This window comes from Pseudomonas sp. NPDC090752, from assembly GCF_055584805.1.
The window spans coordinates 108890-121506 of sequence record NZ_JBVJLI010000011.1 but is presented as its reverse complement, the minus strand read 5'-3'; the positions used below and the strand labels follow the sequence as shown (position 1 = coordinate 121506).

Genomic DNA, 12617 nt, shown 5'->3' with positions numbered 1-12617 from the left:
TTCAGCAGGGTTTATTCCGCAACGTAGTTCGGCGGTGCGGCGGTGAACGCTTTGGTCAGCCAGGCCAGGTACACCAGGCCCAGCGCTGCCCAGACCCCGCCGAACATCAGTGAATGCGGGTTCAGGTCAAGCCACAGCGAGACGATGATGCAAAAGCCGATGGTCGGCAGCACCAGGTAGACCAGCTTGTTTTTCAGGCCCTGACGATTACCTTCGCGCAGGTAACAGTGGTTGATCACCGACAGGTTGACGAAGCTGAACGCCACCAGTGCGCCGAAGTTGATGATCGAGGTGGCGGTGACCAGGTCGAAGAAGATCGCCGACAGGGAAATCAGCCCAACCACCGCGATGTTCATGACCGGGGTTTTGTAGCGCGGGTGCAGGCGGGCGAAGATGCCAGCCGGGATCACCTTGTCGCGGCCCATCACATACAGCAGGCGCGAGACGCTGGTTTGCGAAGCCAGGCCGGATGCGATGGTGTTGATCACGGTGCAGGCGATGAAGATCGACTGGAACAGTTTGCCGCCGACATACAGGGCGATTTCCGGCAGGGCAGCTTCCTGGTCGTGGAAGCGCGTCATGGTCGGGAAATAGGCCTGAATGAAGTACGACACGGTGATGAACACCAGGCCGCCGATCAGTGCGGTGAGGAAGATCGCCCGTGGGATGGTCTTGGCTGGGTCGCGGGTTTCTTCCGACAGGCAGGTCACTGCGTCGAAGCCCAGGAACGAGAAGCACAGGATCGTCGCGCCGGCGGCCAGGGCGCTGAACTGGGTCTGGCTGTCGGCGAACGGCAACAGGCTCCAGGCCGTGCCCAGGCCTTCGCCTTGGTCCAGGCCGCGCACGCAGAGGTAAATGAACACGGCGATGATCGCCACCTGCACGGCCACGAACAGCAGGTTGAAGTGCGCCACCAGGTTGACGCTGCGCATGTTGATCAGGCTGATCAGGGTGACGAAGCCCGCTACCCAAATCCACTCAGGTACTTCGGGGAACATCGCCGAAAGGTAGAGCTTGGCCAGCAGGGCGTTGACCATTGGCAGCAGCAGGTAGTCGAGCAGCGACGACCAGCCAACCAGAAAGCCCACGTGCGGGTTGATCGCGCGCTGGGTGTAGGTATAGGCCGAGCCCGATTGTGGGAAGCGGCGCACCAGGGTGCCGTAGCTCACCGCCGTAAACAGGATGCCGGCCAGCGCCAGGATGTAGGCGCTGGGCACGTGGCCAGCGGTTATCCCGGAGACGATGCCGAAGGTGTCGAACACGGTCATCGGCGTCAGGTAAGCCAGGCCAATGATGATCACGTGCCAGAGGCGCAGGGTTTTTCGGAGTTGGCCGTTGCCGGTGGCGCTGTGATCAGGCTGCATGCTGACGTGGCTCCTGCTGCTGGACGTGAACGGCGGGCACGGTGTATTGCGCATGCGGCAGGGGCGAGCGGGTGGGCTCCATGTTATTCACCTTTTATGTTGGAGCGGCGGAAGGCGCGGGGGAGCGCGCTAAGTGGTGAAAATAAAAAACGATGGGTAGGTGGGTGTCAAGTTAAACATGACAAGATGTTACGAAATTGAAATATTTATCGATTTTAGCGCCTGTATGTTCGGTATTTGCGCGCTTTTTTGCGATTTTGATCGATGTGAATGTCCGTAAAATTTAACGAGTAAGTGGTTTCTGGGCGCCGTGTCGGATGTTGCCTGAATGCATGATTTCGTCTCGTCGGCGACCACTTGGCCGAGGTTGGGGTGATACTATTTCGCACCCGTGCAGCGTTCCAGCTGCCAATCCGCCCATATGGACATCGATCGGTTCAATTCATGAAGAAATCAGTAGGCATCCTCTCCGGCCTGGCCATCGCCATTGCCGTCGTCACCACCGCTGGGGCCTGGTACACCGGCAAGCAGTTGCCTGAGCAACTGGAACACTCCATCAGCCGTGGCAACGCCCAGCTGAAAAAGGCCCTGGTCGGGGTGGGTGGCAACATGACCCTCGAATTGGCTTCGCTGGAGCAGCATTTCTTCAGCAGCACTGCGCACTACCGGCTCAAGGCTCGCGACATCCACTTGTCCGATGGCCAGACGATCGATTTCGAGGTGGGTGTCACCGATCAGATCGAGCATGGTCCGTTCCCCTGGTCGCGGGTCAAGGCGTTCAAGCTGATGCCGGTGCTGGCGACCAGCAACAGTGCGCTGGACAAGGACGACTTCACTGCACCGTGGTTCGCCGCTGCGGGTGACAAGGCCCCGGTGACCTCGCAGACCAGCATCGGCTTTGGCGGAAATGTCGATGGCAGCATCCTGCTGGAGCCGGTCAAACTGACCGAGGACAACGGCAGTACCCTGGACTTCTCGGGCATGCGCCTGGCAATCAGCGGTGACGAATCGGGTAATGCGTCGAAATTCCATGGCACTGCCGATCGTTTCGAAATGAAACTGGTGGGCGAAGATCACCCACCCGCCACCTTCGAACTGAAGGGGCTGAAGATCGGTGGCAACCTGGCGGCCACCCAGCATGACGCGATCTATGTCGGCACCCTGGATGTGCTGTTGGCAGAAGCCAAGGCGACTTTGGGGCCGAAGCAGCAAGTGCTGCTGCTCAAGGGCCTGGAGCAGAACGCCGTGCAATCGCTCGACGGCCCGGATACCGTAGGTGGCCGCGTGGACTACAAGGTGGCGGACATCACCTGGGACGGCCGCGCCGTCGGCAGTGGGCAGATGGCAGTGAGCATCAAATCGATCAACGCCCCGGCCCTGCAGTCGTTGTCGCAGTGGTACCAGGCGCATTTGCCGGAGTTCCAGGCGGCCGCCGCTGCCGGGCAGCCATTGCCACAGATCCAGATGGGCGACGCAGAGAAAGCCAAGTTCCAAGGCGACCTGAAGCAGCTGCTGGCGTCCAAGCCGCAGCTGGCGGTAGAAAACCTGTCGTTCAAGACGGCCAACGGCGAAAGCCGCTTCAACCTGACGATGGATTTTGCCAGCCCCACTTCCTTCGACCTGCCATCCGATCAGCTGAGCAAGCAGCTGATCACCCAGGTGAAGAGCAAGCTGTCGCTGTCCAAGCCGATGATCGGTGACCTGGCCACCTTGCAGGCCTTGCTGGAAGGGCAAACCGATGCCCAGGCAATCGCCATGCAGTCCAGCCAGGCCGGTGAGATGGTCGGCATGATGGCGCTGCAGAGTGGCATGGCCACGGTGCAGGGCAATGACGTGGTGTCGAGCCTGCACTATGCCGATGGCATGGTCGACTTCAATGGCAAGAAGATGACTGTCGAGCAGTTCGCCATGATCCTCGCGGCGCACTTTGCGGCGATGCAGCCGCAGGGCTGATGAGCCAAGCCTGTGCTGGCCTCTTCGCGGGGCAAGCCCGCTCCCACGAGTACCCCGCTGCTGTTGAGGCGAGTGGTGTATCTGTGGCAGCGGGCTTGCCCCGCGAAGTGGCCATCGCGGGCTCATCAAAAACCGCTTTTGAATTGTCACGATTGTCTGTAGCCTTCGGCATCCGATAATAATCCGCGCCCGCAGAGGGCCGTGGCGGCGTGCCTGCCGTCCGGCACCCTTAGCCGATCTGTCAGGGCCGGGTGATACACTCGATTTGACGCGCACGCGCGCCTGCAGGTCCAGCGATCATGACCCAGATTTCCGAACGCCTGTTGGTTCAGGCCCACCTCGACGCCAAGCAGCCCAACCCGCTGACAGCCGAGCAGGAGGCCGAATACCGTGCGGCCATCGCTGCCGAGCTCAAGGCACAGAACGCCGTATTGGTTGCCCACTACTACTGTGACCCGGTGATCCAGGCCCTGGCCGAAGAGACCGGGGGCTGCGTATCCGATTCGCTGGAAATGGCCCGTTTCGGCAAGAACCACCCCGCCGAGACGGTAATCGTTGCCGGCGTGCGCTTCATGGGCGAAACCGCCAAGATCCTCACTCCGGAAAAGCGCGTGCTGATGCCGACCCTGGAAGCCACCTGTTCGCTCGACCTGGGTTGCCCGGTCGAAGAGTTCTCGGCCTTCTGCGACCAGCACCCCGAGCGTACCGTGGTGGTCTATGCCAACACCTCGGCGGCGGTTAAAGCCCGCGCCGACTGGGTCGTGACGTCCAGCTGCGCGCTGGAGATCGTCGAAAGCCTGATGGACAACGGTGAGACCATCATCTGGGGGCCTGACCAGCATCTGGGCCGTTACATCCAGAAGCAGACCGGTGCCGACATGCTGCTGTGGGACGGGGCCTGCATCGTTCACGAAGAGTTCAAGTCGCGCCAGTTGGCCGACATGAAGGCGCTGTACCCGGATGCAGCGATTCTGGTGCACCCCGAGTCGCCGGAGTCGGTGATCGATCTGGCCGACGCGGTGGGCTCCACCAGCCAGTTGATCAAGGCTGCGCAGACCCTGCCGAACAAGACCTTCATCGTCGCCACCGACCGCGGCATCTTCTACAAGATGCAGCAGTTGTGCCCGGACAAGGAGTTCATCGCAGCACCGACCGCCGGCAATGGCGCGGCCTGCCGCAGTTGCGCGCATTGTCCGTGGATGGCGATGAATACCCTGGAGCGGGTGCTGGATTGCTTGCGTGAAGGGACTAATGAAATCTTTGTTGACCCGGCGCTGGTGCCGAAGGCTATCAAGCCGTTGAACCGGATGCTGGACTTTACTCAGGCGGCTCGGCTCAAGTTGTCCGGTAACGCCTGACGCGAAACCGCGTCGCCTTCTTCGCGGGGCGATCCGGCTTGCCCCGCGAAAGGGCCGGCACTAGCGCCCCATCATTTCCTGAACCATGCGCCGCTGCTCCATGATCTCGCGCTGGCGCTGGTCGATCTGCGACGCCAGCGGGAAGTTGCTCCCCGCACGGCGCTTGGCGTAATCCAGCTGCTGGATCGCCTGGTCGAAGTCCCCCACCAAAGTGAAGTACTCGGCACGCGCTCGGTGCAGCCCGATGGTGTTGCCCGACAACCCGCGCACCTCGGCCATGTCGTACCAAACGTCCGGGTCATCCGGCCGGCTCTTGAGCAGGTCGTTGAGCACCTTCTCGGCCTCGGCCGGCTTGTTCTGCTTGACCAGCAGATCGGCGCGCACCTGTTTCAGCGGGTAGTTGCCCGGATACAGCCCTTGCATGCGCTCGGCCCGCTGCTGTGCATCGGCCAGGCGGTTGTTGGTGATGTCCAGGTCGATCTGCGCCAGGTTGTAGGTGATGTCATTAGGCGCTTTGGCCAGTAGCGGCTTGAGGTTCTCCCGCGCTTCGTTCAGTTGACCACCCTTGATCTGTGCCAACGCAAGGCCATAGCGCGCGGCGTCCAGCTTGGGGTCTTCGTCGAGCTGGGCGCGGAAACGCTTGGCTGCCAAGCCGGGAGTGCCTTCGTAGGTGAGGGCCACGCGAGCGCGGATAAGCTGGTAGCGTTGGCTGTCCTCGACGCCGCCCTTGGGCGCCTGCTCGGCGCGGTTGCGAGTGTCGGCGATACGCGATTCGGTCACCGGGTGAGTCAGCAGAAATTCCGGTGGCTTGGCGTCGAAACGGTACTGGCGCGCCAGACGCTCGAACATGGTAGGCATGTTGCGCGGGTCGTAACCGGCCTTTTCCAGGTTCTGGATGCCGACGCGGTCGGCTTCCTGCTCGTTCTGCCGCGAGAAACGCCGCTGCTCCTGAATCGCCGCCGCCTGGGTGCCGGCAATCATGCCGATGCCGGCATCACCGGCACCGCCGGCCGCCAGCACGATACCGGCCAGCAGCGCGGCCATCATTGGCAGCTGCATGCGTTGCTGGGCTTCGACGCCGCGGGCGAAGTGGCGCTGGGACAAGTGCGCCAGTTCGTGGGCCAGTACCGAGGCATACTCGCCTTCGGTCTGGGCATTGAGGAACAGCCCGCCGTTGACCCCGACAATACCGCCGGGGGCGGCGAAGGCGTTGAGTTCGCGGCTGTCGATGAGGATGAATTCCAGGCGCCGGTCCTGCAGCTGGCTGGTTTCGGCCAGGCGGTACACGGTGGTCTCGACGTAGTCTTTGAGCTGCGGGTCGTTCAGCTGGTTGACCTGGCCGCGAAGCAGGCTCAGCCAGGCGCGCCCCAGGTCGTGTTCCTGTTTCGGCGAGACGATCGCGGAACTGGCGTCGCCCAAGGACGGCAGGTCGTCAGCATGGCCGGGGAGGGCCATCAGGCAGGCCAGCGTCAACAGGGTAGGGCGCAGTAGATTCATGCACGAAGCTCGCGTCGGATCAAAGCCCCTACTGTAGCCCGCTCGCACGTTGGCGACCAGTGGCGGTATCCTAGCGACCCTGTTACCAGACACGTCTGCCCTACGCGTGGAGAACCTTCGATGAGTGACACCCTGACCTGCGACGCCGAACTCGACGCCAGCGGGCTGAACTGCCCGCTGCCACTGCTCAAGGCGAAGATGGAGCTCAACCGCCTGGCCAGTGGCGGGGTGCTCAAGGTGATTGCCACCGACGCAGGCTCCCAGCGCGACTTCCGCACTTTTGCCAAGCTGGCCGGTCATACGCTGCTGCAGGAAACGGCCGAGGCCGGCACCTACACTTACTGGCTGCGCAAGGCCTGAGCTACAACCTAAGGATCGTCAATGTTCAAAGTGCTTCGCGACTGGATGCATCGCTACTTCTCCGACGAGGAAGCGGTGGTGCTGGCGGTCCTGCTGTTTCTGGCCTTTACCGCGGTCCTTACCCTTGGTGGCATGCTTGCGCCCGTGCTGGCAGGCATGGTGCTGGCGTTTCTGATGCAGGGGCTGGTCAATGCGCTTGAGCGCCTGCGGGTGCCGACACGGCTGGCGGTGATGCTGGTCTTCGCGCTGTTCATGGGTGCGCTGGCGGTGTTCCTGCTGGTGCTGGTGCCGCTGCTCTGGCACCAGCTGATCACGCTGTTCAACGAGTTGCCGGGCATGCTCGGCAAGTGGCAGTCGCTGCTGTTGCTGCTGCCCGAGCGCTACCCGCACTTGGTCTCGGACGAGCAGGTGCTGCACGCCATCGAGTCGGTGCGCGGTGAGATCGGCAAGTTTGGCCAATGGGCGCTGACGTTCTCGCTGTCGAGCCTGCCGCTGCTGGTCAACGCCATGATCTACCTGGTGCTGGTGCCGATCCTGGTGTTCTTCTTCCTGAAGGATCGTGAGCTGATCGGCCGCTGGGTCAGCGGCTACCTGCCGCGCCAGCGCAGCCTGCTGAACCGGGTGGGCAGCGAGATGAACCGGCAGATCGCCAACTACATCCGCGGCAAGGGCATCGAGATTCTGATCTGTGGGATCGCCACCTATATTGCCTTCATTACCCTGGGGCTCAACTACGCAGCATTGCTGGCGCTGCTGGTGGGCTTGTCGGTGGTGGTGCCGTATGTGGGGGCGGTGGTGGTGACCGTGCCGGTGACGCTGATCGCGCTGTTCCAATGGGGCTGGGGCGACCAGTTCATCTACCTGATGACGGTGTACGCGATCATCCAGGCGCTGGATGGCAACGTGCTGGTGCCGTTGCTGTTCTCCGAGGCGGTCAGCCTGCACCCAGTGGCGATCATCTGCGCGGTTTTACTGTTTGGTGGGTTGTGGGGCTTCTGGGGGATCTTCTTCGCGATCCCGCTGGCGACGCTGATCAAAGCGGTGCTGGATGCCTGGCCGCGGCAGGAGCCTGCTGTGGCGCCGATGCTTTAATTTCGAGGTAACTTCTTCGCGGGCAAGCCCGCTCCCACAGGTGCTGCGCTGCGACTAAGGTCTGCACCATCCTGTGGGAGCGGGCTTGCCCGCGAATGGGCCTGAATCAGTCTCAAGCCTTGTTCAAGGCCTGGGCCGCCGCCAATACGGCATCCACATGCCCGGGCACCTTCACTCCGCGCCATTCCTGGCGCAGCACACCGTCCTTGTCGATCAGGAAGGTGCTGCGGTCCACGCCCATGTATTCCTTGCCATACAGCTTCTTCAGCTTGATCACGTCGAACAGCTGGCACAGCGCCTCGTCCTTGTCGCTGATCAGCTCGAACGGGAAGCCCTGCTTGGCCTTGAAGTTCTCGTGCGACTTGATGCCGTCACGCGACACCCCGAACACCACGGTATTGGCTGCCTCGAAGGCCGCATGCTGGTCGCGGAAACCCTGGCCCTCGGTGGTGCAGCCTGGAGTGCTGTCCTTGGGGTAGAAGTACACTACTACTTGGCGGCCCTTGAGCTCGGCCAGGCTGACGGTCTGGCCGCTGGTGGCCTGAGCCTGGAAGTCGGAGACGGGTTGCTCGAGTGCTACGGCCATGGGGGTTTTCCTTAAACGGGGTTCTGTGGGCGCCAAGGCTCGATCAGCGCGTCCAGGTTGAGGGCGTCGGCAAAATCGAGGAACTGGTCGCGCAGCCAGCTGATCTGGGTGCCGGCCGGCAAGATCACGGTGAACTGGGCATTGAGCATGCTGCTGCCGGTCTGCGGCGCCAGGTAGGTGTCGCAGGTCATGGCTTCCAGCTCGACGCGGTGGTCGAGGAAGAACTGGCACAGCTCATTGATGATGTCCGGGCGATAGGCGGCGCTGACGTAGGCCACATAAGGCAGGGCCTGCGGGCGCACTTCCTGGTCGGCGCTACGCACCACGTCGAGGGTCAGGCCGTGCTTCTTGCCCAGCCCCGGCAGGGTGGCCTCGAAGCGAGCCAGGGCATCCCAGCTGCCGCCGACCTGCAAAACCAGGGCGCTGGTCTCGCCATGGCGGCTCAGGCGCGAGGTGACGACCGCGCAGCGGTTTTCGAAGGCTGCGCGGCTGAGGACATTGGCCAGCTCCATCGGGTTGGGGCCCAAGGCACTGATGACAAGGAATTGTTCGCGGACGGTGGTCGGGGTGGACATGCAGCATTCCTAAAGCGATGAGCGGTCGGCACAGGACGGGCGAAAGCCTCCTGTCGGCAGAGCCCGGGGCTCGCATGCGAGGACGTGGACACTGGCCGGGGAGCAAGGTCGACGGCCCGGCGGGCCGCGCTGCACCGATCAAAGGGTCAAGGGTAGCGAAATAAGGCGCCGAGGGGAATGCTCCGCCCGCCTGCTTCGCTTGTGCAAGGCCGATGCCCCCAGTACCATTACCGCTCTCTTTTTCCGGCAGGAGCAGTTACATGATTGCGGGCAGTATGGTGGCATTGGTCACACCCATGGATGCACAAGGGCGTCTTGATTGGGGCAGCCTCGACAAACTTGTAGACTTCCACCTGGAAAATGGCACCCACGCGATCGTCGCTGTCGGCACCACTGGTGAGTCCGCCACATTGGATGTCGAAGAACACATCCTGGTCATCAAGCACGTGGTCGAGCGCGTCAAGCACAGCAAGAAGCCGATCCCGGTGATCGCCGGCACCGGTGCCAACTCCACCGCCGAAGCCGTGCACCTGACCCAGAACGCCAAGAACGCTGGCGCCGACGCCTGCCTGCTGGTGGTGCCGTACTACAACAAGCCGACCCAGGAAGGCCTGTACCAGCACTTCAAGCACATCGCCGAATCGGTCGACATCCCGCAGATCCTCTACAACGTACCCGGCCGCACCTCCTGCGACATGCAGGCCGAGACCGTGATCCGCCTGTCGACTGTGAAGAACATCATCGGCATCAAGGAAGCCACCGGCGACCTGGTGCGTGCCAAGGCCATCCTCGATGGCGTCAGTGAGGACTTTATCGTCCTGTCCGGTGACGACCCGACCGCTGTCGAGCTGATTCTGTTGGGCGGCAAAGGCAATATTTCGGTCACCGCCAACGTCGCCCCGCGCGAAATGGCCGACCTGTGCGAGGCCGCCCTTCAGGGCAATGCCGAGAAGGCCCGCGCAATCAATGAAAAACTCATGCCGCTGCACAAAGACCTGTTCTGCGAAGCCAACCCGATTCCGGTGAAGTTCGCGCTCGTTGAAATGGGCCTGATGCACAAAGGTATTCGCCTGCCGCTGACCTGGCTGAGCGAAGGCTGTCACGAAAAAGTCCGTACTGCCTTGCGCCAGTCCGGCGTACTGGTTTAATCGAGGAAGTACACCGCATGAAGCGACTGGCTGGTCTTTCCGCGCTCGCCCTGATCATTTCCAGCACCAGTGGGTGTGGCTGGCTGTGGGGCGAGGATGGCTATTTCCGCGACCGCGGCAGCGATTACCTGCAGGCGCACCCAACCGCCCCAATGCAGCTGCCGCCGGACGCCAGCAACGTCAAGCGCCTTGACCCGCTGCTGCCGATCCCGCGCAACGTCGCCGACGACAGCGCCACCGGCGAATTCGAAGTGCCGCGTCCGCAACCCCTGACCGGCGGCACCGAAGTCAGCGATTTCAGCCTGCAGCGCAGCGGCAACAGCCGTTGGGTGCTGGCCCAGCGTTCGCCAGCCGAAGTCTGGCCGGTGGCGCATCAGTTCTTCGAGGATAATGGTTTCCGTATCGCCGAAGAGCGCCCGCAAACGGGCGAATTCACCACCACCTGGCAGCGTTTCGACGAACTCTCGGCCTCGCTCGGCCAGCGCCTGGCGAGCACCGCCAGCAGCGGCGACAGCGAAGTGCGCGTACGTGTTCGCATGGAGCCCGGTGTGCAGCGCAACACCTCCGAGGTGTACATCGTCAGTGTCGAGCGCCCGGCCGGCAGCACTGCCGACACGGCATTCCCGTCCACCTCCAGCAACACCGGCGCCGATGCGCTGCTTGTCGACGAAATGCTCGCCAGCATGAATCGTAATGCCGAGAAGGGTGGTTCGGTGTCCCTGCTGGCCGCGCGCGATTTCGATGCGCCAAGCCGCGTCAGCCTGAGCGAAGACGGCAGCGGCAACCCCGTGCTGTTCCTCGGCTCCGACCTGGACCGTGCCTGGTCTGGCGTGGGCCGTGCGCTGGAGCAGGGTGGCGAGTGGCGCGTCGAAGACATCAACCGCAGCCTGGGCTTGTACTACATCAACCTGTCGGAAAAACCTGACGACAAGCAGAATCAGCCTGGCTTCTTCAGCCGCCTGTTCGGCAGCGAGCCGACCCAGGAAGAACGCGAAGCCCGAGCCGAGCGTTACCAGGTGCGCCTGAGCAAGGTTGGCGAGAGCGTGCAGGTGACTGTCGAGAAAAACATCAACACCGTGGCCCCGGCCGATGTCGCTCGCCGCGTGCTGAGCGCCATTCAGGACCACCTGGGTTAAGTGCGCTTCGCGGTACTTGGAAGCGGCAGCCAGGGAAATGGCACGCTGATCGCCAGCGGTGACACGTTCATCCTGGTCGATTGCGGGTTTTCCCTGCGTGAAACCGAGCGGCGCCTGGCGCTGCTCGGGGTATCGGCGGCGCAACTGAGCGCCGTGCTGGTCACCCACGAACATGCCGACCACGTGCATGGGGTGGGCTTGCTGTCGCGGCGCTACAATGTACCGGTCTACCTCAGCCAAGGGACCTTGCGCGGCTTGCGCAAGCCGGTGGAGGTGGCCGGTTTTCTCGCTTGTGGCGAGCGCCTGCAGATCGGCGCCCTGGAAGTGAGTGCGGCGCGGGTCGAGCACGATGCCTACGAGCCGCTGCAATACGTCATCAGTGACGGCCGCCGGCGCTTCGGCATGCTTACCGACCTGGGCTCGTACGATGCACTGCTGCTGGAGCGTTACCAGGGCCTGGACGCACTGCTGATCGAAGCCAACCACTGCCGCGATTTGCTGGCACGCGGTCACTACCCCGTCTTCCTGAAGCAGCGGGTAGGTGGCATGCAAGGACATTTGAACAATCATCAGGCCGCGCGCCTGGTGCAAGAGTTGGGCTGGAACAACCTGCAACACCTGGTGCTGGCCCACCTCAGCAGCAAGAACAACCTGCCACATCTGGCCCGCCAGTGCTTCGTCGACACCCTTGGGTGCGACCCGGACTGGCTCCAGGTGGCGAATCAGGAACACGGGCTCGACTGGCGCGAAATCGCCTAGCCCAACCACTCAAGCAAGCGGAGCCCAATCATGGAAAAACGCGAAGAACTTTACCGCGGCAAAGCCAAATCGGTTTACAAGACCGACGACGCCGACCGCTTGATCCTGCTGTTCCGCAACGACACCTCGGCGTTCGACGGCAAGCGCATCGAACAGCTCGACCGCAAAGGCATGGTGAACAACAAGTTCAACGCCTTCATCATGCAAAAACTCGAAGAAGCCGGCGTGCCGACCCAGTTCGACAAGCTGCTGGGCGACAACGAGTGCCTGGTCAAGAAGCTGGACATGATCCCGGTCGAGTGCGTGGTGCGTAACTATGCCGCCGGCAGCCTGGTCAAGCGTCTGGGCGTGGAAGAGGGCATCAAGCTCGAGCCATCCACCTTCGAACTGTTCCTGAAGAACGACGAGAAGGGCGACCCGTTCATCAACGAATCCCACGTTGTCGCCTTCGGCTGGGGCACCGCCGAGCAGCTGGTCGAGATGAAAAAGCTGTCGCTGAAAGTCAACGAAGTGCTGAACAAGCTGTTCGATGACGCAGGCCTCTTGCTGGTCGACTTCAAGCTGGAGTTCGGCGTATTCCACGGCCAGATCGTCCTGGGCGACGAGTTCAGCCCGGACGGCTGCCGCCTGTGGGACAAGGAAACCCGCAAGAAGATGGACAAGGACCGCTTCCGCCAGGGTCTGGGAGACGTGATCGAAGCCTACGAAGAAGTTGCCAAGCGCCTGGGCGTGCCGCTGTAAGCGGCCTGTTCACGCAAGCGCCTGATACCACGCGGTTTTTTTTGAAAT

Annotated in this window: 12 protein-coding genes; 8 read left to right on the top strand and 4 right to left on the bottom strand. The window is 62.5% G+C overall.

Annotation, left to right across the window (positions count from 1 at the left end):
- Nucleotides 1-11: 11 nt before the first annotated feature.
- Nucleotides 12-1364, bottom strand: coding sequence for an APC family permease (locus ACZ6YA_RS16410; protein WP_465898164.1), 1353 nt, complete (start codon nucleotides 1362-1364; stop codon nucleotides 12-14).
- 444 nt (nucleotides 1365-1808) lie between these two features.
- Between ACZ6YA_RS16410 and ACZ6YA_RS16405 the strand changes: the two genes are divergently transcribed.
- Complete coding sequence (locus ACZ6YA_RS16405) at nucleotides 1809-3317, top strand: YdgA family protein (RefSeq protein WP_465898162.1); 1509 nt, start codon at nucleotides 1809-1811, stop codon at nucleotides 3315-3317.
- Nucleotides 3318-3616: 299 nt separating this feature from the next.
- Complete coding sequence (gene nadA / locus ACZ6YA_RS16400; RefSeq protein ID WP_465898161.1) at nucleotides 3617-4675, top strand: quinolinate synthase NadA; 1059 nt, start codon at nucleotides 3617-3619, stop codon at nucleotides 4673-4675.
- Nucleotides 4676-4735: 60 nt separating this feature from the next.
- Here nadA and ACZ6YA_RS16395 read toward each other — a convergent pair whose 3' ends face one another.
- Entirely contained in the window at nucleotides 4736-6172 is a 1437-nt protein-coding gene (locus ACZ6YA_RS16395; RefSeq protein WP_403130470.1) for a M48 family metalloprotease, read from the bottom strand.
- A gap of 120 nt (nucleotides 6173-6292) precedes the next feature.
- Between ACZ6YA_RS16395 and ACZ6YA_RS16390 the strand changes: the two genes are divergently transcribed.
- Nucleotides 6293-6532 carry a sulfurtransferase TusA family protein gene (locus ACZ6YA_RS16390; RefSeq protein WP_465898159.1) on the top strand — a complete coding sequence of 80 codons (240 nt, stop codon included), beginning with the start codon at nucleotides 6293-6295 and terminating at the stop codon, nucleotides 6530-6532.
- A gap of 21 nt (nucleotides 6533-6553) precedes the next feature.
- Complete coding sequence (locus ACZ6YA_RS16385) at nucleotides 6554-7624, top strand: AI-2E family transporter (protein WP_465898158.1); 1071 nt, start codon at nucleotides 6554-6556, stop codon at nucleotides 7622-7624.
- A 112-nt stretch (nucleotides 7625-7736) separates the two neighbouring features.
- Here ACZ6YA_RS16385 and ACZ6YA_RS16380 read toward each other — a convergent pair whose 3' ends face one another.
- Both ACZ6YA_RS16380 and ACZ6YA_RS16375 read right to left on the bottom strand, forming a co-directional pair.
- A complete protein-coding gene (locus ACZ6YA_RS16380; protein WP_465898157.1) occupies nucleotides 7737-8210 on the bottom strand; it encodes a peroxiredoxin in 474 nt (157 codons plus the stop codon).
- Between the two features lie 11 nt (nucleotides 8211-8221).
- On the bottom strand, nucleotides 8222-8785 hold the full coding sequence (locus ACZ6YA_RS16375) for a glycine cleavage system transcriptional repressor (protein ID WP_465898156.1): 564 nt from the start codon (nucleotides 8783-8785) through the stop codon (nucleotides 8222-8224).
- Nucleotides 8786-9045: 260 nt separating this feature from the next.
- Between ACZ6YA_RS16375 and dapA the strand changes: the two genes are divergently transcribed.
- Genes dapA through purC form a run of 4 tightly spaced genes read left to right on the top strand, consistent with a single transcriptional unit; the run spans nucleotide 9046 to nucleotide 12569 of the window.
- Nucleotides 9046-9933: a 4-hydroxy-tetrahydrodipicolinate synthase gene (gene dapA, locus ACZ6YA_RS16370; protein WP_465898155.1), complete on the top strand. Its 888-nt coding sequence runs from the start codon at nucleotides 9046-9048 to the stop codon at nucleotides 9931-9933.
- A gap of 17 nt (nucleotides 9934-9950) precedes the next feature.
- Nucleotides 9951-11069 (top strand): outer membrane protein assembly factor BamC, encoded by a 1119-nt coding sequence (bamC, locus tag ACZ6YA_RS16365; protein ID WP_465898154.1) that lies wholly within the window; start codon nucleotides 9951-9953, stop codon nucleotides 11067-11069.
- Complete coding sequence (locus ACZ6YA_RS16360; protein ID WP_400795822.1) at nucleotides 11070-11828, top strand: MBL fold metallo-hydrolase; 759 nt, start codon at nucleotides 11070-11072, stop codon at nucleotides 11826-11828. It abuts the gene before it with no gap.
- Nucleotides 11829-11858: 30 nt separating this feature from the next.
- Nucleotides 11859-12569 (top strand): phosphoribosylaminoimidazolesuccinocarboxamide synthase, encoded by a 711-nt coding sequence (gene purC / locus ACZ6YA_RS16355; RefSeq protein ID WP_008097517.1) that lies wholly within the window; start codon nucleotides 11859-11861, stop codon nucleotides 12567-12569.
- Nucleotides 12570-12617: the final 48 nt, after the last annotated feature.